This is a genomic window from Novosphingobium sp. 63-713, assembly GCF_001898925.1.
Taxonomy (GTDB): domain Bacteria; phylum Pseudomonadota; class Alphaproteobacteria; order Sphingomonadales; family Sphingomonadaceae; genus Novosphingobium.
Genome location: NZ_MKVS01000019.1, coordinates 123,142 through 143,913, shown reverse-complemented (window position 1 = coordinate 143,913; position 20,772 = coordinate 123,142). Strand labels below are relative to the sequence as shown.

Here is a 20,772-nt window from a genome sequence, read left to right as displayed (position 1 = left end):
TGATCCCATCGACAATCAGCCCCCGGCGCGCTGCCCTTAAACAGCCCGCCGGGGGGCCGAGGCCGGACGCAAAATCACGCCACAAGAATGATCCGAATATCATTCACATTGGTCAGCGTCGGGCCGGTGATCAGCAGATCGCCCAGCGGAGCAAAGAAGCTGTAGCTGTCGTGAGAGGCAAGGAAGCCTCTAGCGTCCAACCGCTGTTTTGCCGCGCGGATCAGCGTGTCCGGGGCGACGACGGCCCCCGCCGCATCATCACTGCCGTCTATGCCGTCGCTGTCGGCGGCCAGCGCCCAGATGCCCGGCGCGCCCTGCAGAGCCAGCGCCAGCGACAGGGCAAATTCGGTGTTGCGCCCGCCCTTGCCAAAGGAGGCGCCCGCCAAGGTCACGCTTGCCTCGCCGCCCGACAGGAGGATTGCGGGGGCCGCCGCCGGGTGGCCCCACTGGCGCGCGGAAAGCGCGATGCCCGCCATGACCCGCCCCAATTCGCGCGCCTCACCCTCGATGGCGTCGCCCAGCACCAACGGCGCGAAGCCCAGTTCGCGCGCCTTGTCCGCCGCCGCCATCAGCGCCTGCTGCGGCGAGGCGATCATCCGATATTCGCCCGCCACCGTACAGGCCGGGGCCGCCATCATCCTGCTCCGCACCGCCTCGGGCACCGGCAGATCATAGCGCTCGATGATGGCCAGGGCATCACGCGGCGTTGTGCCATCGGCCAGCGTCGGCCCTGAGGCGATCGCGGCCGGATCATCGCCGGGAATATCGCTGATCAACAGGGTATAGACTCGCGCGGGCCCTGCTGCGGCCGCCAGCCTGCCGCCCTTCACGCGCGAGAGATGGCGGCGCACCGTGTTCATCTCGCCAATCCCCGCGCCCGAGGCCAGCAAAGCGCGGCCCAGCGCCTGGAGATCCTCCAGCCCCATGCCCTCGACCGGCCATTCCATACAGGCCGACCCGCCGCCCGATACAAGCGCAATCACCAGATCATCCGGCCCCAGCCCCGCAACTGCGGCCAGCAGGCGCTGCGCCGCCATCACGCTGTTGGCATCGGGCACGGGATGGCCCGCCTCGACGATCTCGATCCGCCCCGCCGCAACCCCATGGCCATAGCGTGTGGCCACCACGCCGGAAACGGACACCTGCGGCCCCCATGCCTCCTGCAAGGCCTGATCGAGCGCGGCCGCCATCGCCGCCGAAGCCTTGCCCGCGCCCACCACCACACAGCGGCCGCGCGGCGGCGGCGGCAAATGGCCGCGCATCGCCGGGCCGGGCAGCGCGGCCTCAATCGCCGCACCATGCACCGCGCGCAGGATGGCCCGGGCCTCGGCATCGCTCAGGGAAAGATTCTCAGACATTGCCGCCGATGATGGCAGCAATCATCGCGTCCGTCACCTCGCGCATGACCTCGGCTCGCCTAAAGGTGCTGTTTCGACCGTTTGTTTGAGGGGTCAGGCGCGATCCGCTCCCTTTGGCAACCTCACTTCACGCGATAAAAGCGTATCCGCACCGAACGAACCCCGCCCGGCTGTGTTTCAGGCACCAGAATGCCGACAAACGCGTCCTTGGCCAGCCAGCCATATTTGCCCATCGGCACCTCGAACACCGGGAACGTCCGGACACCGGACGCCCGGCCCGGCTCGGGCGGGCATGACACGCCCTGATTGAGAACGTTGATGATCGTGCCATCGTCGGTCTGCAGCATATAGTCGGCCTTGATCTGCAAACAGCCATCGGCGCGCCGCAATTGCCAGTCCCACCCGCCGGGCATGACCTTGCCCGCGATGCCGGGGCCGCTGAATGTGCCTCCGGTGATCGGCACGATATTGCGCCCGCCCAGCGCGGTTGTGCCCACCGGCACATTGGCCGCCAGCGTGACCACCTCCTCAAAGGCGAATTCCAGTTGCGGCTCTGCCGCCTGCGCCTGTCCGGCGATCAGCAGCGCCAGCACGGCCGGAACGTAGGATTTCATGCCCTTCCCTCTCCTTTTTTAAAGCCGGTGCGCCTTCAGGCTGAACGACAGGCCCACCTCGGCGCCGATCTGGTCGGTCGCGCTCCATTGCCCGGTGCCGACATGCAGCGCGATCCGGTCCAGCTTTGCGCTGCCTTTGACGGTGGCCTTATCCTCGGCAACCTTCAGATCGAAGAGCAGCGTGACCGGCACCTTGACTCCGTTGATCGCCAGCGCGCCATCGGCGGAAAATTTGTCGCCGCCCAGAGGCTTGAACCCGGAGGCCGTGAACACCGCCCGCCCCATCGGCGAGGAGCCAAAGAATTCCGGCCCCTGCAGCATGGAATCGCGCGTTTGGTCGCCGCTCGACGCGCTGGCCAGTTGCACCGTCACAGCCAGTTTTGCCGTCTGCGGATGATCGGGGTCATAGGTTACCTTGCCGGTCCATTTGCCGAACCGGCCCTCAATCGGCCCGCCATTGACCGTGGCGGAAAAACCCAGTCGCCCGCCCGGCTCGATGGCCCAGTCATGGGTCAGGGGCTTGTCCGGCTCGGCCGAAGCGGCGGCAACCGGGGTTTCCTCGACCGGCGGCGCTTCAGAAGCGACAGGCACAGGCGCAACAGGTGCGACAGGTGTCGCCGCCACAGGCCCTGCCCGATAGATCACCAAAGGCAGCGCGAAACTGACCCCCAGAGCGCCCAGCGCCAGTACCACCGCGCCCCATACAGAGCGGACATGTGCGGGCATCATGCGCGGCACCACCCAATCCTCGCGCCGCGCCGCCAACTGATGCTTGAGCGCCCCGCCAATATGCAAAGCGATCAGTCCCGCGCCCAGCCAGGCGAGCAGCGAATGCCCCGCCTCAATCCCGTCATGCCAGCCATGGCTGATCGGCAGATGCGGCAAGGGAATGGTGTAAAACAGCAAGGTCGGCACCGCCACCGACGCCGTCGACACCAGAGCCCATCCCGTCAAAGGCCCGCCGATCATGAAGAGATAGAGCAGCCCATGCACGCCCGAGGCCAGCAGGGTCTGCCATCGCGGCCCCTCCACCGGCGCGGGCCGGGGCGAGACCACCCGCACCGCCACCCGCAGCAGCGAGAGCAGCAGAATGGCCATGCCGATGCTCTTGTGGAACTGAAACGCCGCAAACATCACCGCCGAGCGCGGCATGTCGGCCATATGCCAGCCCAGCCCAAGCTGGAACATCAGCAGCGCGGCAATCGCCCAGTGCAGGATGATGGCCATGGGACGATAGCGGAGGGGCGTATTGCTCATAGTTTACTTCTTCTTTGAAAATTCGGCGTCAATGTCGATGCTCACATCGTCACCGACAAAGGGCAGGAAGGTCTTCATACCGAAATCCGACCGCTTGAACTGCATATGGCCGGTCACCCCGATCCGCTTGTCATTGGCAAGGCCCGTGCCCACCCCGATCAGCGTCACCTCCATCGGCACATCGCGCGTCACGCCCAGCAGGGTCAGCCGACCATTGACCCGCGCGTGGGTGGCATCCACCCGCACCAGTCCGCCCGCGACATAATGCGCGGCTGGGAAAGCCGCGACATTGAAGAAACCGGCGCCGCGCAATTCCTTGTCGCGCGCCTCGTTGTCGGTGCTCAGCGATGCGGCATCGACCGAAACGTCCAGCGTGGCCGCCTCCGGCTTTGCCGGATCAAAGGTCAATTCCCCGCCCGCTTTGGCAAAACGCAGGGTGGTCTTGGAAAAGCCCAGATGATCGACCCGCGCGGCAACGGCGGTATGGGTAGGATCGGCGGCATAGGTGCCCGCCTCGATCCGGGCGACATCGGCCCCCTGGCTGGCAGCCAGCGCGGGGGCGGCGAGAACGGCAAAGGGGGCAAAAAGCAGCAGCGGGATAAGGCGTTTCATGGATAGAGACTCCAAAGGTACTTAACCATAGCAAAAATCAGCGCGTGTCGCGCGAAATCAGACGCACCGGCCCAATCAGCCGCGATGGCCTCGACGGCGCATCGGCGCGACAGGTTTTCGCCGTTGTCCATGCGCCACGCTGGCCACCGGCTGGTGCGATCGCGAAGCCAGACCTCATTTTATGAAAATTTCACGCCGCCTGCCCCAGCCTCACATGGCAATTTAGCGCGCATATGAAGCATCGCTGGTCCGTGCCGCACCGGGGGCCACCCCTTTGCGACATCCTTTAATCCGCAAAGGATGCCCATGCGATGAATGACCTTGTCTGGCTCTGTATGCTCGCCGGCCTCGTGCTGGCCAGCCTTGCCTTTCTGCGCCTGTTCGAGCGCGCCTGAACTTCAAGGAAACCGGCAATGACCCTTTCGCTCTGGCTGGCCGCGCTGACGGCGCTGGGCCTGCTCGCTTATCTGGTGGTCGCGCTGCTGCGGCCCGAAAAGTTCTAGAAAGGAGGCGCCCGTGACAAATGGCATGACCATGTCCGGCTGGGGCCTGATCCTCATTTTCACCGCGCTGGTGGCGCTGCTGGCCAAGCCGGTAGGCCAATGGCTGTTTGCGCTTTATGAAGGGCGCGACACGCCGCTGCACCGCCTGCTGGGCCCGGTGGAACGCGGGTTTTACCGCGCATCGGGCCTGGATCCGGCCCGCGAACAGGGCTGGCTGGCCTATGGGCTGCATATGCTGGCCTTTCAGGCGGTGCTTACGCTCTTCACCTATGCGATCCTGCGCTTGCAGGGCGTGCTGCCGATGAACCCGCGCGGATTGGCCGGGATCGACGCGGATGGCGCGATGAACACCGCCATTGCCTTTGTCACCAACACCAACTGGCAATGGTATGCGGGCGAAAGTGTGCTCTCGAACTTCAGCCAGATGGTGGGCCTCACGATCCATAACTTTCTCTCGGCCGCCACGGGCATCGCCATCGCCTTTGCCCTGTTTCGCGGCTTTGCCCGCCATGAGGCCAAGACGGTCGGTAATTTCTGGGCCGACTGCACCCGTGTGACGCTTTATCTCCTGCTGCCGCTCTGCGTGGTCTACGCGCTGTTTCTGGTGGCCTGCGGCGTGCCACAGACATTCGCCAGTCTGGTCGAGGCCCATACGCTGGAGGGCGCAAAGCAAGCCATCGTGCTTGGCCCGGTGGCCAGTCAGGAGGCGATCAAAATGCTGGGGACCAATGGCGGCGGTTTCTACAACGCCAATTCGGCCCATCCTTTCGAAAACCCAAGCGCGCTGACAAATTTCGTCCAGATGCTCTCGATCTTTGCCATCGGGCCGGGTCTGACATGGTGCTTTGGCCGGGCGGTGGGCAACACGCGCCAGGGCTGGGCAATCCTTTGCGCAATGCTGATCCTGTTCTTGGCGGGCGCCGGCGTCGCCTATTGGCAGGAGGCCGACGGCGCCACTCTGGCCATGGCGGGCGGCCATATGGAGGGCAAGGAAGTGCGCTTCGGCATCGCCGCTAGCGCCCTGTTCTCCGCCGTCACCACCGCGGCCAGTTGCGGCGCGGTCAACGCCATGCATGACAGTTTCACCGCGATCGGCGGCCTGATCCCGATCTTCAACATGGAGCTTGGCGAGATCGTCATCGGCGGCGTGGGTTCGGGGATCTACGGCTTCCTGCTCTTTGCGCTGCTGGCGGTGTTCGTGGCCGGGCTGATGGTGGGGCGCACCCCCGAATATGTCGGCAAGAAGATCGAGGCGCGCGAGGTCAAGCTCGCCGTGCTGGCGATTGCGGTGCTGCCGCTCTCGATCCTTGGGTTTACCGCGCTGGCCGCCGTGCTGCCTGCGGGGCTGGCAGGGCCGCTCAACAAAGGCCCGCATGGGTTCAGCGAAATCCTCTACGCCTTCTCCTCGGCCACGGCCAACAATGGTTCGGCCTTTGCGGGCCTCAGCGCGGGCACGCCCTTCTATAACGGCCTGCTGGGCGTGGCGATGTGGGTCGGGCGCTTCTTTGTCATCATCCCCGTGCTGGCCATCGCAGGCAGCCTTGCCGCCAAGCGCCACACGCCCGCCACCGCCGGTTCGTTTCCCACCACCGGGGCCTTGTGGGTCGGCCTGCTGATCGGGGTGATCCTGATCCTTGGCGGCCTCACCTTCCTGCCCAGCCTCGCGCTTGGCCCGATTGCCGATCAGGTGTCGGTGCTGGCCCATACTGCTTTTTAAAGGACGATAGAGATGTCCAGCCCCCAATCCATGTTCGCGCCGGAACTGGTGCTGCCCGCGATGCGCGATGCCTTGCGCAAACTGGCCCCGCGCGAGCTTATCGGCAATCCGGTGCTGTTCACCACGGCGGTTGTCGCCACGCTGCTGACTGTCCTGCTGGTCATTGGCGATGGCGGCCTGTCGCTGGGCTTTCAACTGCAACTGATCGCTTGGCTCTGGCTGACCGTGCTGTTCGGCACCTTTGCCGAGGCGCTGGCCGAAGGGCGGGGCCGGGCGCAGGCGGCCTCGTTGCGCGCCACCAAATCCGATCTTGTCGCCCGCCTGCCCGATGGCCGCATGGTCCCGGCCAGCCAGTTGAAGCGCGGCGATGAAGTCATCGTGGAAACCGGCGACCTTATCCCGGCCGATGGCGAAGTGATCGAAGGCGTGGCCAGCGTCAACGAGGCCGCCATCACCGGCGAGAGCGCCCCCGTCATCCGCGAGGCCGGCGGCGATCGTAGCGCGGTTACCGCCGGCACCCGCGTCATTTCCGATCACATCCGCGTGCGCGTAACGCAGGAGCCGGGCCAAGGCTTTCTCGACCGCATGATCGCGCTGGTCGAAGGCGCGCAGCGGCAAAAGACGCCCAACGAGATCGCGCTGACGATCCTGCTGGTGGGGCTGACCATCATCTTCCTGATCGCGGTATCGACCATTCCCGCCTTTGCCCATTATGCGGGGGGCGGCGTGCCGGTGGCGGTGCTGGCGGCGCTGCTCATCACGCTCATTCCCACCACGATTGCCGCGCTGCTCTCGGCCATCGGCATTGCGGGGATGGACCGGTTGGTGCGCTTCAACGTGCTGGCCAAATCGGGCCGCGCGGTCGAGGCGGCGGGCGATATTGACGTGCTGCTGCTGGACAAGACCGGAACGATTACCGTGGGCGACCGGGCGGCCTGCGAATTCCGCCCCCTGACCGGCGTCGCGATGGAGCGCCTTGCGCAGGCCGCGCTGATGGCCAGCCTGGCCGATGAAACGCCAGAGGGACGCTCCATCGTGGTGCTGGCCCGCGCCGCCTATCTGGCGCAGGGCGCGTTGCCCGAGGATGCGCAGATCATCCCCTTTACCGCCCAGACCCGCCTGTCGGGCATCCGCACCGGCCAAAGCCTGATCCAGAAGGGGGCGGTGGATTCGCTGCTGCGCGTCCATCCCGATGTCGGGCAAACCGCCTCCGCCGAACTGCGCCGCATCTCCGACGACATCGCCCGTCTTGGCCAGACCCCGCTGGGCGTGGCGGAGAATGGCCGGTTGCTGGGCGTGATCGCGCTCAAGGACGTGATCAAATCGGGCGTGCGCGACCGTTTTGCCCAATTGCGCCAGATGGGCATCCGCACGGTGATGATCACCGGCGACAATCCCCTGACCGCCGCCGCCATCGCCGCCGAGGCAGGCGTCGACGATTTCCTGGCCGAAGCCACGCCCGAGGACAAGCTGGCGCTGATCCGGCAGGAGCAGCAGGGCGGGCGTCTGGTCGCCATGTGCGGCGACGGCACGAATGACGCGCCCGCTCTGGCGCAGGCCGATGTGGGCGTGGCGATGAACACCGGCACGCAAGCCGCGCGCGAGGCGGGCAATATGGTCGATCTGGACTCCGACCCGACCAAGCTGATCGAGATCGTCGGGCTGGGCAAGCAATTGCTGATGACGCGCGGGGCGCTGACCACCTTTAGCGTCGCCAATGATGTGGCCAAATATTTCGCCATCATCCCGGCCATGTTCGTCGTGCTTTATCCCGGCCTTGGCGCGCTGAACGTGATGGGGCTGGCATCGCCGCAGAGCGCGATCCTGTCGGCCATCATCTTCAACGCGCTGATCATTCCGGCGCTGGTGCCGCTGGCGCTGCGCGGGGTGACTTATCGCCCGATGGGGGCCGGACCGATGCTGGCGCGCAATCTGGCGATCTACGGGCTGGGCGGCCTGATCGCGCCCTTTGTCGGCATCAAGGCGATCGACCTTGCCGTTGCCGCGCTCAATCTGGCCTGAGGGAGAGAATCCATGCTCAAGACTTTCGCATCCGCCCTGCGCCCTTCGCTGGTGATGACCGCCGGTTTTGCCCTGCTGCTGGGCGGGGCCTATCCTCTGGCCATCACCGCCGCCGCGCAGGCCCTTTTCCCGCATCAGGCCAATGGCAGCCTGATCGAGCGCCACGGGCAGGTGATCGGCTCGGACCTGCTGGCACAAGGCTTTGCCGCGCCGGGCTATTTCCACCCCCGCCCCTCGGCCGCCAATTATGATGCCAGCGCGTCTGCCGGTTCCAACCTTGGCCCGGCCTCGGCGGCGCTGGCCCAGCGTATCGCCAAGGATGCCGCCGCCCTGCGCGCTCAGGGTTATCACGAGGTCCCGCCTGCAATGGTGACCACCTCCGCCTCGGGGCTCGACCCCCATATCAGCCCCGAGGCGGCCCTTTTGCAGGCCCCCCGCGTGGCGCAGGCGCGCCATATGCCCGTGGAGCGTGTCGAGGCACTGGTGCGCGCGGCCATTGAAACCCCGCTGGCGGGCGTGCTGGGCGAAAACCGGGTCAATGTGTTGCGGCTCAATCTGGCCCTCGACGGAGCGGGGCATGCGGGAGCATGATGGCCCGGTGAACACGATCCGCCCCGATCCCGACGCCCTGTTGCGCACGATAGGCCGACAGGATGGCGTCCGGGGTCGCCTCAAGCTCTTTCTTGGGGCGGCCCCGGGCGTGGGCAAGACCTATGAAATGCTGATGCAGGCCGCGCGCCGCCGCGATGCGGGCGAGGATGTGGTGATCGGCGTGATCGAAACCCATGGTCGCGCCGAAACCGAGCAGCGCGCGGCTGGATTTGAGATCATCCCCCGCCGCGCCATCGACCATCGCGGCCAGAGCCTGCATGAGATGGACCTTGACGCCATCATCGCGCGCCGCCCCGCGCTCGTGCTGATTGACGAACTGGCCCATACCAACGCCCCCGGTTGCCGCCATGACAAGCGCTGGCAGGATGTCGAGGAAGTGCTGAACGCGGGGATCGACGTTTACTCGACCCTCAATGTCCAGCACCTGGAAAGCCTCAACGATGTGGTGGCCTCCTTTGCCCGGCTGCGGGTGCGCGAGACGCTGCCCGACCGGGTGCTGGACCACGCCGAGATCGAAGTGGTCGACATTCCCCCCGGTGAGCTGATCGAGCGGCTGAAAGCGGGCAAGGTCTATGTGCCGCAGGAGGCGAGCCGGGCGCTGGCCCATTTCTTTTCCCATTCCAATCTGACGGCCCTGCGCGAACTGGCGCTGCGCCGCGCCGCGCAAGCGGTCGATGCGCAGATGCTCGACTATCTGCGCGCCCATGCGCTGGAGGGCACATGGGCGGCGGGCGAACGTCTGCTGGTGGCCGTGGGCGCGGATGCCGGGGCGCAGGAGGTGGTGCGCGCGGGTAAAAGGCTGGCGGATTCTCTTTCGGCGCCATGGACGGCGGTGCATATCGAAACCGGCCCCGCCTCGCCCAACTCCGCCCTGCCCAACTCCGGCTCGCGCGAGGAGCTTGCCGCCGCGCTCCACCTCGCCTCGCAATTGGGCGCGCAGGTGGCGACCGTCCCGGCGGCGGGGCTGGCCGAAGGGCTGGCCCATATGGCGGCGGATCTGCGCGCCACGATCCTCGTGCTGGGTCAGGGCGCGCGCCGGGGCCTGTTTCGGCGGGATGCCCTGTCGGCGCAACTGGCGGCTTTGGGGCTTGGTGCAGCCTTGCATATCGTGCCGCGCGGCGCGCCGCGCCCCCGCCCCGCGCCCCCGCGCGATGCGCCGTTCGATCCGGCCGCATGGCTGCTTCCGCCCGGCCTGCTGATCTCGGGCGCGCTGATCGCCTGCGTCACTCTGGCGGGCGTCATGTTTGCCGCGCTGGGCAGCGTCACCAATATCGCGCTGCTCTATCTGCTGCCGGTGATGCTGGCGGCCACGCGCTATGGGTTGTGGACGGGGATTGTGACCGGGCTGCTCTCCTCGCTGGCCTATAATTTCTTCTTCATCCCGCCGGTCCACACTTTCACCATTGCCGATCCGCAAAATCTGATCACGGTGGTGGTGTTGCTGGCGGTGGCGATGGTGGTCAGCCATATGGCGGGGAGGCTGCGCGATACTGCGATGCTGTCGCGGGCGAGCGCGGTGCGGTCCAGCGCGCTGGCCGGATTTGCGCGGCAATTGACGGGGATCGGCGCGGCGGGCGATCTGGGCCGTGTGCTGTGCGAGGAAGGCGCGGGGCTGCTGGGGTGCTATACGGTGCTGCTGATGCCGCAGGATGGGGCGTTGGTCGAAATAGCCGCCAGTCCGCCCGACACCGCCTTGCAGGCGCTGGACCGGGTGGTGGCGCAATGGGCCTTTGACAATCGCAGACCGGCCGGGCGCGGATCAGATACGCTCTCGGCGGCCGAATGGCTGTTTCTGCCGGTTGAGGCGGGGGGCAAGGCGCTGGCCGTGCTGGGCGTGGCGCATCCCGATGCGGCGCGGCCGGTGCGGGCCGACCTGCTGCCGATGCTGACCAGCTTTCTCGATCAGGCGGGCCTTGCGCTCGACCGTATCCGGCTGGAGGCCGAACGCGGACAGATGCGGCGTTTGGAGGAGCGCGATGCCTTGCGCGCCGCCCTGCTCTCCTCGGTCAGCCATGATCTGCGCACGCCGCTCACAGCTGTCATCGGCCTGCTGGGCAATGTGACGCCCGCCAACCCCGAACAGGAGCGCGTGCTGACCCTCGCCCGCGCCGAAGGTGAACGGCTGCAGCGCTTTGTCGCCAATCTGCTCGATATGGTGCGGATCGAGACCGGGGCGGTGGAATGGCGGCCCGAACCCGTCGATCTGGCCGAGGCCGTGAGCAGCGCGGTGCATGACCTGCGCCATTTGCTGGGGGCGCGGCCGCTCCTCATCGGCATTGCTCCCGATCTGCCCCTTGTCCGGCTTGATCCCAGGCTGCTGCATCATTGCCTGATCAATCTGATCGAGAATGCCGCCCATTACAGCCCCGCCGAGACCCCCATCCGCATAGAGGCCCGGCCCGATGCCGACGGACTGGATCTGAGGGTGATCGACGAAGGCCCCGGATTGCCGCCCGGCGCCGAGGGGCGCGTGTTCGAAACCTTCACCCGTCTGGAAGGATCGGACCGCAAGGGCGGGACAGGGCTTGGCCTTGCCATTGTCAAAGGCTTTGCCGAAGCGATGGGATTGCAGGCGCGCGCGGCCAACCGCACGGACGGCAGCGGGGCCTGCTTTACGCTGCACATGCCCGGCGCGTTATTATGGAAGGAAAGCGATCAGCCATGAAGGGCAAGATATGACAGGTGGGGCGAAAATTCTGGTGGTGGACGATGAAATGGCGATCCGCCGCCTGCTGCGCGGCAGCCTGTCGCGGACGGGCATGGATGTGGTGGAGGCCGCCAATGCGCGCGAGGCGCTGGCCGCGCTCAACATCGACAAGCCGGATCTGGTGCTGCTCGATCTGGGCCTGCCCGACCGCGATGGGATGGAGCTGATCGGCCCCATCAAGGCGGGCAAGGCCGCGCTGCTGGTCGTTTCGGCGCGCGATGCGACGGGGGAAAAGGTGGCCGCGCTTGATCTGGGCGCCGATGATTATGTCACCAAGCCCTTCGATACAGAGGAGGTGCTTGCCCGCGTGCGGGTCGCGCTGCGCAACCGGCTGCTGGCCGAGAATGCCGCGCCGCTGGTGCGGCTGGGGGCGGTGGAGATCGATCTGGCCGCCCGCATCGTGCGGCGGGAGGGGGCGGAGGTGCATCTCAGCCCGAAGGAATATGGCTTTCTGGCCGAGCTGGCGCGCTATCCCGGCCGGGTCGTCTCGCATGCGGCGATCCTGCGCGCCGTATGGGGGCCGGGGCAGGAGCAGGCGGTGGAATATCTGCGCGTGGCGGCGCGCGGATTGCGCCGCAAACTGGAGGATGTGCCGGTCGAACAGAGCATGATCCGCAACGAGCCGGGGATCGGCTATCGCCTGATCGCCTGAGGACAGATACTTGGCATGGTGGCTTTGCCGCGCCATGATGAGCCTATGCCATTGCGATTCCAGCCCCACAGCAGCAAGCCGCCCGCGCCATGAGCGAGCGCGAGGAAGTGACCTTTACCGGCAAGGTCTGGATATGGCAGGCGCGCAGCGGCGAAAAACCCATGCGCTGGTTCTTCGTCAGCATCACGGGCGCACCGGCCGCCGAGCTCAAGCTGGCATCGCTGGGGCTGACGGCCGGTTTTGGCTCGCTGGCCGTGCGCGCCACCATCGGCACGACCACATGGCGCACCTCGATTTTCCCGCAGCGTGAAACCGGCGGCTGGCTACTGCCGCTCAAGGCGCAGGTGCGCAAACGCGAAAAGATCGAGGAAGGCAGCCAGATCAACGTGTCGCTGGAGATCTGAACCGGCGCCGAGCGACATCATGGGAGAGGGACTGGTCAACGAGACCGGCCTACTCCACCCCCGCTCAGGCAAGATCGACCGAGGCAACGGGGCGGCTGTCAGTATGGACTGCCGCCCGCCCCATTATGGCAGAATGATCGTCGCCAACCTCTCGCCATTGACCGGCAGAGGCTGAAGATGCGGCGGAAAATAGGGCGAGCGCACCCGCGCGGCCACTTTCAGGTGATGGATGCCCGGCGCCAGACCGCCCGCCTTGGGAACAAAAACCGAGCCGAAGTCGCCCATCGCCCAACTGACCGCGGTGGCCTTGCGTATGTCTTCAAGGTCATAGGTTTCGCCATGCAGGATGAGGCTGTTGACCTCGTGGCCGAAGAATTCGCCATCGACAGTCACGTCAATGCCATCCAGCAGCGAGAGCCGCATCCCGCGATAATTGGGCAGGCGCAGGCGCAGTTCAAAGCCATCGCGTGCGCCCTGCGGGCCATGGTTGCGAAAGCCAGTGCTTTGGATCAATTGAAATTCGTACATCATAGACCTCTATGCTGAAGGACCTCTGGCTCAGGCCGCGACCGGCGCGGCGTCATAGGCCTGTTCAAGCTGTCGCAGCAGCAGTTGTTGGCGGCGGACCTGATCAATGGCGACCCACGGTTCACGCGCACCTTCATATTCGGAGGAGAGATAGCCCGCATATCCTGCCCGCTTGAGCACCGGTATGACCTTGTCCCACGGGATGTTCTCATCATGCAGGTCATCATTGATGTAATGAAATTTGGCCTGAATGAAGGAGACATATTGGGCGATGCCCAGGAATTCCTCGGGGTCGACATGGATGCCGTTGATGATTTTGGCCGCCTCGCTGTCGCCTTCGGGCAATTCATGCTGCCACCCGCGCAGCGGGCGGTCCTGAAAAATGCCGGTGTCGATCAACAGGGCGAAATTCTTCGTACCGGTGCGCTCGATGAAATGGATATATTCATGCACCACGGGATGATTGATCGGCGTGGGCGAATGGATTTCCGGGTTCATCACGATATCCAGTTTGTGCGCCAGATCGAGCACGCGTTCCACCGCAGGGGCCCAGATCGGATCGGGAGTCAGATCCTGATCGATGACGCCGAATTTGGGACGCAGAAACTTGAAGCCCAGCCTGTGCGCCAGACGCAGATCGCGCTCCAGTTCGGCCGCGCCCTCCTCGATGGTCATCGAGCAGCCGAGGCGCAATTTGGTATCGACCCACGAACACATGTTGGTCGGCTCAAGCCTGTGCCGGTCCAAAAGGTCGAACCAGCGGTCAAGCCATGCTTTCGGCGGCTCGGGATAGCCTGTCACATGCGTGGCGCCCAGGATTTCGATCCCCGTGGCGCCGGTGTCGGCAATATGGTCAAAGCCCTCCTCAAGGCCCATCACGCTGCCGAAATCCTCGGTGAAACTGTATAGCGACACCCCGTACTTGAATTGCCCTGCCATCTTGAACTCCCGTCCATCCTGAAATTCTGCGGTGGTCGCGAGATTGTCCACCTGTACCCTGTGAGGGCCGCCCCGATGGCGGCACCCGCAACAGCGCTTGCCCAGATCATCTAAACGATGATTAGATTAATCACAAGCCGCGCCCGCCAGAAAACTGATCGTCGTTTAAATTGAGCGCGTCAGCCGTGTCCCTCAGTAGGCACGCCGCCGCATCCGGCCGTCCGATTGGCTACGAAAAGCCGAAGTAACGCTTTTTGAACAGCGCAAACCTCAGCCCATCGGCATGTAGCGCCGGCGGCCAGGTTGCGCGGGAAAAGTGCCCGGCACCCTGCCCCCGCAACAACAAGCGCCATCCACGCCCATCGCGCTTCTTCCATCGGCGGCGCAGCGCGAAATTTCTTCTCTCTGTTTTCGGATCATTTTTGCCGGGGGCCATCTTGATCATGCACCCCATCTCGGCCACTCTCGAAGGATATCATGCGATTCCGTTCTGGTTCCGCAGGCATCATTCAGGGATTTCCATGCGCAAAAGATGGCTCCTCGCCACCGCCTCTGCTGCAATCTTGCACACATGCCCCGCCCTTGCCGCCGACCAGCCGCTGTACCAGCCCGCGCCCGCATGGGTGGTGGAAAGCGGCCTGCCCAAGGAACTGGTCACGCCCGGCGGAACCCCGCCCAGCGCCTTCGATTTTCAGGAGCGTTTCAGCCGCGGCCAGTTGTGGAATTATGCCGACATCGCCAACCGGATCGCCTCGCCCGAACAACTGGCGCAAAATTCCATGATCGCCCTGCCCTGGTTTCCGGACAAGGGCGATCTCATCATCCATGAACTGAGCATCCTGCGCGGGGCCGAAAAGATCGACCTGTTGGCGCAGGGCCAGAAATTCACCGTGCTGCGTCGCGAACAGAGCCTCGAACAGCAGGAACTGACGGGCCTGCTGACTGCGACGCTGGCGGTCGAAGGGCTGCGGATAGGTGATACGCTTCGGCTGCGCGCGTCCACCACCATGCGCGATCCGGCGCTGAACGGGCATGTGCAATGGGTCAGCCCGCTGCTCTCGCTGCCCGCCCGCACGAGCAAGGCCACCATGCGGGTGCTGTGGCCGACGGGCGAGCCGCTGCACTGGAAATTGCTGGCCGCCAATGTCGTGACCAACACCGCCAGCCTTGGTGGCGACACGGTGCTCAACATCACATTGCCCGCCCCCAAGGCGCCCGATATGCCGCAGGATGCGCCGGGCCGCTTCCGGCACCCTGCGCTGATCGAGGCATCCACTTTCGCCTCATGGGCCGAAGTTTCGCAGACCGTGGCCTCGCTCTACAAGACCGAGGGCGCCATCGCTCATGACAGCGCGCTGGACAAGGCCGTGGCCCAGATCGCGGCCCAGACCACCGATCCCCTTCAGCGCATCGCCCGCGCGCTGCGCATCGTGCAGGATGATGTCCGCTATCTCGCTTTGTCGATGGACGGGGGCAATTACATTCCCCAGTCTGCGGAAAAGACGTGGGCTGTGCGCTATGGCGATTGCAAGGCCAAGACGCTGCTGCTGCTCTCGATGCTCCATGCGATGAAGATCGAGGCCGAACCGGTGCTGGCCAATGTCGGGCTGGATGATCTGGTGAAAGACCGTCTGCCCGCGCTGTCGGCTTTCAACCATGTGTTTGTCCGCGCCCGGGTGGATGGCCAGAGCATCTGGCTGGACGGCACCGCGGCGGGCACCCGACCGGTGGACCTGCAGGATACGCCTCCCTTCCGCTATATCTTGCCCGTTCGCAGCGTGGGGGCCGCCATTGAAGAGGTCTCGCGCAAGGCTCCGGCCCGGCCGACCACCGATCTCGATCTGGTGGTGGATGAAAGCTCCAGCCTCGACCTACCCAGCGTTGTCGATGCGCGCCTGACCCTGCGCGGCCAGAACGCCATGGCCCTCTCGCTGATGGCCAACCAGATCGGCGAGAAGGAAAAGCTGCAATTGCTTCATGGCGTCATGAGCAATGTGGTCGGCAGCGGACAGTTCACCAAGCTGGCGCTGGTTGAAAACAAGGAAGAGGCCACCGTGACCATCTCCGGGCGCGGACTGGTTTCAACCCCTTGGCAACAGGAAGACAATCGCCGCAAGCGCAGTCTTTCGCGCGTGACCGACAAGGTTTCGTTCGCGCCCGACCGGGCCAGACCGGCCTGGGCCGACATACCGGTCGCCACCGGGATGCCCGACAAGGCGCATATCCACATGCGCCTGCGCCTGCCCGACGCCGGACGAGGCTATACGATGGAGGGCACGCCCTCGTTCTCCGGCGAGGTGGCGGGCTATATGCTGACCCGGCAGACCACCTTTTCCGGCGATGAGGTGGTGCTTGACGAAAGCCTGAGCAGCCGCGCGGCGGAAATCCTGCCCGCGCGCATTCCGGCGGAAAGAGCATTGGCCGCGCAGACTCTTTCGGCCGGGCCGCGCCTGCTGGCCCCGCAGGATGCCTTGCGGCGCTGGAACCTGCCCCTTGCCGGCAAGGGGCCCGGCACCCAGCTTGCCGCCGTCACCGCCGTGTTCGAGGCAGCCGTCAGCGAGAGCGAACCGGAAGACACATCAGCCCTTGCCGGGCAGGCCAGTTTCCTTAAGGGCATCGGCGATTATCCCGGCGCCATCGCCAGTTGGACCAAGGTCATTGCCAAGGAGCCATCGGCCGAAAACTACGTCAACCGCGCCAATCTGGAGGTGCAGACCGGCGATCTGACCGCTGCGGCCAAGGATGCCGAAGCGGCCAGAGCGGTTGATCCCTCCGATGTAGCCGCGCTCACTCTTGCCGCCGACATCGCCGCCCGCCGTGGCGATCTGACCAGCGGGGTGGCCATGCTGGACGAACGTATCTCGGTGGCTGGCAAGGAAAAGGACAGTATCCTGCTGGATAAGGCGGTGCTGATCGCTTCCTATGGCGATGTGCAGGAGGGGCTGGCGCAGATGGACGCGCTGATCGCGAAAAAGCCCGGCCGCCCCGATCTGCTCAACGCGCGCTGCTGGGCCAAGGCCTTGCGGCAGGTGCAGATCGAGACGGCGCTCAAGGATTGCACCAGCGCCATCGAAATGACCGACGATTCAGCGCCGATCCTCGACAGTCGCGCGGTGGTCTGGCTGCGCATGGGCCGGCTGGATGCGGCGCTGAGCGATCTGGACGCGGCCCTGCTGCAAAATCCCTCTCAGGGGCAGACCCGGCTGGTGCGGGCCATTGTGCTCAAAAAACTGGGCCGCGCGGCCGAGGCGCAAAAGGAATTGGCCAGCTCGCGCCGGCTCCTGCCCAATGCCGAGAATGAATACAAGCGCTATGGACTGACCTATTGATCGGACATCCCCGGCGGCCTGCACAATCGCAACGCCGGGAGGGGCACAGACAGACAAAGGCGATGGACGGTCATGAGGACAAGTTGTTGAATAGCGATGAGAATTGACCAGGCATTGTCGCTGAGATGTGGCTCTGAATCGCTTTTGCTGCTGATGATGATATCCTTCCAACGCTTTACCGGGATCTGGAGCGCCGCAAGCCAGTCACCCTCTTGCCAGATCGGCCACTGGAAACGTCACGGGTCAGGCTAGCCAAACGTTCCTCCATATCCATCGTCGCCCGGGATCGCGGCGGTGGTTATCCACCAATTGCTCCATAAGCGATCCGCTCAATCTGCCATTGTGCCCCTTGTTCGTCTTGGAGAACCGCCGCTCACAGCTTGCGGGATAGGCAAACACATCCAGGGCTACTTTGGAGATGCCGATGCCAATCGTCTGTGGCAAAGTGCCTTCCATCTTTTCCGCCGCCCTATTCTGGTTATCCTGGCCCGAAGCTCTGGCTTCCGTCTAGGCTTGTTGAAAAAGAAAGAGTTGATCACACTAATCGACGGTCCTTCATGACCGGGACAACTTCGATCCATCCCCTTCCGCCTGATCCGGAACGGCGCCTCCGGATTACTGCGTCTTTCCGATCAGCGCCTCGGCCTCGCCGATAATCCAGTTCATCACTATGCGCGTGCGCGCAGGCAGCGTCTGGCGCGCCGGATAGGTCACGTAAAAAGGCACCGGCTCGATCTTGGCGTTGGGAAGCAGCCGCACCAACCGGCCCGCCCGCACGTCTTCCTCCACTTGGAAATAGGCGAACAGGCTGATGCCCGCCCCGTTTCTTACCGCCTCATGCTGCGCCAGGCTGCTGTTGGTGCGATAGGTGCCCGATACGCGGATCGGCTCTCCATCAATCGTCCACACCTGCCGCGTGGTACCATAGCTGAACAGCACGCAATTATGGAATTGCAGATCGTTGATGGAAAGCGGCGTGCCGCATCGTTCAAGATAGGCGGGCGAGGCGACGAGATAGCGCGGCACATCACCCAGATGCCGTGCCACTATGGTAGTTTCATTCACCTGCCCGGTGCGCATGGCCAGGTCCAGCCCGTCCTCCACCAGATGCACAAAGCCGTCGCCCAACAGCATCTCGACCGTGATGCCGGGGTGGTGAAGGTGGAATTCCGGCAGCTTGCGGGCAAGGTGGCAACCGAAGGTGTTGGTGGTGCCGATACGCACGTGGCCGGAATAGCCGCGCTCGCCACTGTGGAGATCAGCCTCCATCGCCTCAAATTCGCGCACGATGCGGCGGGCGTGAGCCAGAAAGGCAACCCCGTCCTCAGTCAGGGCAAGGCTGCGGGTAGAACGACGCAGCAGCGCGACGCGAAAATGAGCCTCCAGCATGCTGATCCGCCTGCCCACCATCACCTGACTTGTCATGGCCTCGCGTGCAACAGCAGAGAACGAGCCGCATTCCGCCACGCGGATGAACCATTGGAGAGCTTCGACCAGAGGAGCCATTTATTCAGATTATGTATAAGTCTTGTTATGTCAAGGCGATTGCCCGCTCTCCCTCAAAGGACTAGCCCGCCGCGTGGAGAAACGGAAAGGACAGGCTCACCCCGATCCTTCCGCCGGACAACAGAGATAAATTCTATGAAACCATCATCTTACTCCCAGGATGACGGAAACTGGCCGCGCCTTGAAAGGGCCGCTTCCCGATGCCGATGCCTGGATGGCCTCCACACTTTGACGACACGTGATTCCACCGCCGATCTGTCTTCGGATGGAACTGTCGCCCCCATTTTCCTCGCTGCAATCGGATCAAATTAAATGAGCGAGCCGCTTCCTCAACGCGAAACGATGGAATTCGACGTCGTGATCGTGGGCGCAGGCCCCGCTGGCCTGGCCGCTGCGATCAGGATCCGCCAGGCCGCCGCCAAAAACGAACGGGACATCTCGGTTGTGGTGGTGGAAAAGGGCTCTGAAGTGGGCGCCCACATCCTTTCCGGCGTAGTTGTCGACCCGATCGGGCTGGACAGCCTGCTGCCGGAGTGGCGCAATCACCCCGATTGTCCGTTGGCCACCAGCGTGCGGGAAGACCGGTTTCTTTACCTCACCCAAACCGGCGCGCACCGGCTGCCAACCGCCATGATGCCGAAACTGATCGATAATCATGGCAATTTCATCGGCTCGCTGGGCAATGTCACCCGCTTTCTGGCCGCCCGCGCAGAAGAGTTGGGCGTGGAAATCTTCCCCGGTTTTGCCGCTTCTGAATTGTTGATCGAGGACGGCAAGGTGGCAGGTGTGGCTACCGGCGACATGGGCCTTGACCGGCAAGGCAATCCCCGGAGCGATTTTGTGCGCGGCATGGAACTACGCGCCACCTACACGCTGCTGGGCGAAGGCGCGCGCGGCTCGCTCAGCAAGCAGGCCATCGCCCGCTTCGGGTTGGACAAAGGCCGCGATTTCCAGAAATTTGGCATCGGCATCAAGGAATTGTGGCAGGTTGATCCTGCTCGCTTTCAGGAAGGGCTGGTGCAGCACAGCTTCGGCTGGCCGCTTGATCGGCATACCGGCGGCGGCTCGTTCCTCTATCATTTCGATGAAAATCTGGTGGCGGTCGGCTTTGTCGTCCACCTCAACTACGCCAATCCCACGCTTTCGCCCTTCGAGGAATTCCAGCGTTTCAAGACCCATCCCACCATCCGCGATACGTTCGAGGGCGGCAAGCGCCTGGCCTATGGTGCACGCGCGCTGACGGAAGGGGGCTGGCAATCGGTCCCGCGCCTGACCTTCCCGGGCGGCGCGCTGCTGGGCTGCTCGGCGGGCTTCGTCAACGTGCCGCGCATCAAGGGGTCGCACAACGCCATCCTCTCGGGCATCCAGGCCGCCGATGCCGTGGTGGGCGAACTGTTCAGCGGCAGGCCTTCCAGCGAACCGCGCGCCTATGAGGAAGGCTGGCGTCAGTCCGCGATCGGCCGCGACCTGCAGCCGGTGCGCAATGTGAAGCCGCTTTGGGCCAGATACGGCATGCCGCTGGGCATCATGCTGGGCGGCGCTGATATGTGGTGTAACCAACTGCTGGGCAAATCACCCTTCGGCACCTTGTCGCATGGCAAGCCGGACAGCGCCTGCCTCAAGCCCATCGCCGAAGTCACCCCCATCACTTATCCCAAACCTGATGGAGTGCTCACCTTCGACCGCCTCTCTTCCGTGTTCCTGTCCAGCACCAACCACGCCGAGGACCAGCCCTGCCACCTGCGGTTGGCCAACCCGGCGCTTCCCATTGAAATGAACCTGCCTGTCTACGGTGAACCGGCGCGGCTTTATTGCCCGGCGGGCGTGTACGAGGTTGTGTATAACGACGAGGTGGCCAAGTCCAAGCCCCGCTTCGTGATCAATGCGCAGAACTGCGTCCACTGCAAAACCTGCGACATCAAGGACCCGGCCCAGAACATCACCTGGGTGCCCCCCGAGGGCGGCGGCGGTCCCAATTATCCGAACATGTAATTCCACGCAGAAAGGATCGT

Annotated in this window: 17 protein-coding genes; 9 read left to right on the top strand and 8 right to left on the bottom strand. The window is 64.6% G+C overall.

Annotation, left to right across the window (positions count from 1 at the left end; all coding sequences use genetic code 11):
• Window positions 1-74 precede the first annotated feature (74 nt).
• The 4 genes from BGP00_RS08910 to BGP00_RS08895 all read right to left on the bottom strand — a co-directional run bounded on the left by BGP00_RS08910 (window position 75) and on the right by BGP00_RS08895 (window position 3,841).
• Entirely contained in the window at window positions 75-1,358 is a 1,284-nt protein-coding gene (locus BGP00_RS08910; protein WP_292690477.1) for a glycerate kinase, read from the bottom strand.
• Between the two features lie 122 nt (window positions 1,359-1,480).
• Window positions 1,481-1,972, bottom strand: coding sequence for a DUF3237 domain-containing protein (locus BGP00_RS08905; protein WP_292690475.1), 492 nt, complete (start codon window positions 1,970-1,972; stop codon window positions 1,481-1,483).
• Window positions 1,973-1,990: 18 nt separating this feature from the next.
• A complete protein-coding gene (locus tag BGP00_RS08900; protein WP_292690474.1) occupies window positions 1,991-3,229 on the bottom strand; it encodes a cytochrome b/b6 domain-containing protein in 1,239 nt (412 codons plus the stop codon).
• Between the two features lie 3 nt (window positions 3,230-3,232).
• A complete protein-coding gene (locus BGP00_RS08895) occupies window positions 3,233-3,841 on the bottom strand; it encodes a YceI family protein (protein ID WP_292690472.1) in 609 nt (202 codons plus the stop codon).
• Between the two features lie 413 nt (window positions 3,842-4,254).
• On the opposite strand from BGP00_RS08895, the gene kdpF reads away from it, so the two are divergent.
• The 7 genes from kdpF to BGP00_RS08860 all read left to right on the top strand — a co-directional run bounded on the left by kdpF (window position 4,255) and on the right by BGP00_RS08860 (window position 12,458).
• Window positions 4,255-4,344: a K(+)-transporting ATPase subunit F gene (gene kdpF, locus BGP00_RS08890; protein ID WP_168601937.1), complete on the top strand. Its 90-nt coding sequence runs from the start codon at window positions 4,255-4,257 to the stop codon at window positions 4,342-4,344.
• 25 nt (window positions 4,345-4,369) lie between these two features.
• Window positions 4,370-6,061: a potassium-transporting ATPase subunit KdpA gene (kdpA, locus tag BGP00_RS08885; RefSeq protein WP_292690805.1), complete on the top strand. Its 1,692-nt coding sequence runs from the start codon at window positions 4,370-4,372 to the stop codon at window positions 6,059-6,061.
• Window positions 6,062-6,073: 12 nt separating this feature from the next.
• Window positions 6,074-8,083 (top strand): potassium-transporting ATPase subunit KdpB, encoded by a 2,010-nt coding sequence (gene kdpB, locus BGP00_RS08880; protein WP_292690469.1) that lies wholly within the window; start codon window positions 6,074-6,076, stop codon window positions 8,081-8,083.
• 12 nt (window positions 8,084-8,095) lie between these two features.
• Window positions 8,096-8,674, top strand: coding sequence for a potassium-transporting ATPase subunit KdpC (kdpC, locus tag BGP00_RS08875; RefSeq protein ID WP_292690468.1), 579 nt, complete (start codon window positions 8,096-8,098; stop codon window positions 8,672-8,674).
• Window positions 8,661-11,360 carry a sensor histidine kinase KdpD gene (locus BGP00_RS08870; RefSeq protein WP_292690466.1) on the top strand — a complete coding sequence of 900 codons (2,700 nt, stop codon included), beginning with the start codon at window positions 8,661-8,663 and terminating at the stop codon, window positions 11,358-11,360. Before kdpC ends, BGP00_RS08870 begins: the two co-directional genes overlap by 14 nt.
• A 10-nt stretch (window positions 11,361-11,370) precedes the next feature.
• The gene (locus tag BGP00_RS08865; protein WP_292690464.1) at window positions 11,371-12,054 is read left to right on the top strand and encodes a response regulator; all 684 of its coding nucleotides are present in this window, start codon (window positions 11,371-11,373) and stop codon (window positions 12,052-12,054) included.
• A gap of 89 nt (window positions 12,055-12,143) precedes the next feature.
• The gene (locus BGP00_RS08860) at window positions 12,144-12,458 is read left to right on the top strand and encodes a DUF1905 domain-containing protein (RefSeq protein WP_168601941.1); all 315 of its coding nucleotides are present in this window, start codon (window positions 12,144-12,146) and stop codon (window positions 12,456-12,458) included.
• A gap of 123 nt (window positions 12,459-12,581) precedes the next feature.
• Here BGP00_RS08860 and BGP00_RS08855 read toward each other — a convergent pair whose 3' ends face one another.
• The 3 genes from BGP00_RS08855 to BGP00_RS08845 all read right to left on the bottom strand — a co-directional run bounded on the left by BGP00_RS08855 (window position 12,582) and on the right by BGP00_RS08845 (window position 14,370).
• Window positions 12,582-12,971, bottom strand: coding sequence for a DUF6379 domain-containing protein (locus BGP00_RS08855; protein ID WP_292690461.1), 390 nt, complete (start codon window positions 12,969-12,971; stop codon window positions 12,582-12,584).
• A gap of 45 nt (window positions 12,972-13,016) precedes the next feature.
• On the bottom strand, window positions 13,017-13,925 hold the full coding sequence (locus BGP00_RS08850) for a TIM barrel protein (RefSeq protein WP_292690459.1): 909 nt from the start codon (window positions 13,923-13,925) through the stop codon (window positions 13,017-13,019).
• Between the two features lie 229 nt (window positions 13,926-14,154).
• Window positions 14,155-14,370, bottom strand: coding sequence for a hypothetical protein (locus BGP00_RS08845; protein ID WP_292690457.1), 216 nt, complete (start codon window positions 14,368-14,370; stop codon window positions 14,155-14,157).
• A gap of 118 nt (window positions 14,371-14,488) precedes the next feature.
• Here BGP00_RS08845 and BGP00_RS08840 point away from each other — a divergent pair, with 118 nt between their 5' ends.
• Entirely contained in the window at window positions 14,489-17,254 is a 2,766-nt protein-coding gene (locus BGP00_RS08840) for a DUF3857 domain-containing protein (RefSeq protein WP_292690454.1), read from the top strand.
• A gap of 615 nt (window positions 17,255-17,869) precedes the next feature.
• Here the strand turns inward: BGP00_RS08840 and BGP00_RS08835 are convergent.
• On the bottom strand, window positions 17,870-18,760 hold the full coding sequence (locus tag BGP00_RS08835; protein WP_292690452.1) for a LysR family transcriptional regulator: 891 nt from the start codon (window positions 18,758-18,760) through the stop codon (window positions 17,870-17,872).
• A 312-nt stretch (window positions 18,761-19,072) separates the two neighbouring features.
• Here BGP00_RS08835 and BGP00_RS08830 point away from each other — a divergent pair, with 312 nt between their 5' ends.
• Window positions 19,073-20,752, top strand: a complete 1,680-nt coding sequence (locus BGP00_RS08830) for an electron transfer flavoprotein-ubiquinone oxidoreductase (RefSeq protein WP_292690450.1) — start codon at window positions 19,073-19,075, stop codon at window positions 20,750-20,752.
• Window positions 20,753-20,772: the final 20 nt, after the last annotated feature.

Excerpts from the sequence above, each read along its gene's own strand:
- BGP00_RS08910 (WP_292690477.1), bottom strand. The coding sequence starts at position 1,358 with ATGTCTGAGAATCTTTCCCTGAGCGATGCCGAGGCCCGGGCCATCCTG.
- BGP00_RS08905 (WP_292690475.1), bottom strand. The coding sequence starts at position 1,972 with ATGAAATCCTACGTTCCGGCCGTGCTGGCGCTGCTGATCGCCGGACAG.
- BGP00_RS08900 (WP_292690474.1), bottom strand. The coding sequence starts at position 3,229 with ATGAGCAATACGCCCCTCCGCTATCGTCCCATGGCCATCATCCTGCAC.
- BGP00_RS08895 (WP_292690472.1), bottom strand. The coding sequence starts at position 3,841 with ATGAAACGCCTTATCCCGCTGCTGCTTTTTGCCCCCTTTGCCGTTCTC.
- kdpF (WP_168601937.1), top strand. The coding sequence starts at position 4,255 with ATGACCCTTTCGCTCTGGCTGGCCGCGCTGACGGCGCTGGGCCTGCTC.
- kdpA (WP_292690805.1), top strand. The coding sequence starts at position 4,370 with ATGACCATGTCCGGCTGGGGCCTGATCCTCATTTTCACCGCGCTGGTG.
- kdpB (WP_292690469.1), top strand. The coding sequence starts at position 6,074 with ATGTCCAGCCCCCAATCCATGTTCGCGCCGGAACTGGTGCTGCCCGCG.
- kdpC (WP_292690468.1), top strand. The coding sequence starts at position 8,096 with ATGCTCAAGACTTTCGCATCCGCCCTGCGCCCTTCGCTGGTGATGACC.
- BGP00_RS08870 (WP_292690466.1), top strand. The coding sequence starts at position 8,661 with ATGCGGGAGCATGATGGCCCGGTGAACACGATCCGCCCCGATCCCGAC.
- BGP00_RS08865 (WP_292690464.1), top strand. The coding sequence starts at position 11,371 with ATGACAGGTGGGGCGAAAATTCTGGTGGTGGACGATGAAATGGCGATC.
- BGP00_RS08860 (WP_168601941.1), top strand. The coding sequence starts at position 12,144 with ATGAGCGAGCGCGAGGAAGTGACCTTTACCGGCAAGGTCTGGATATGG.
- BGP00_RS08850 (WP_292690459.1), bottom strand. The coding sequence starts at position 13,925 with ATGGCAGGGCAATTCAAGTACGGGGTGTCGCTATACAGTTTCACCGAG.
- BGP00_RS08845 (WP_292690457.1), bottom strand. The coding sequence starts at position 14,370 with ATGATCAAGATGGCCCCCGGCAAAAATGATCCGAAAACAGAGAGAAGA.
- BGP00_RS08835 (WP_292690452.1), bottom strand. The coding sequence starts at position 18,760 with ATGGCTCCTCTGGTCGAAGCTCTCCAATGGTTCATCCGCGTGGCGGAA.
- BGP00_RS08830 (WP_292690450.1), top strand. The coding sequence starts at position 19,073 with ATGAGCGAGCCGCTTCCTCAACGCGAAACGATGGAATTCGACGTCGTG.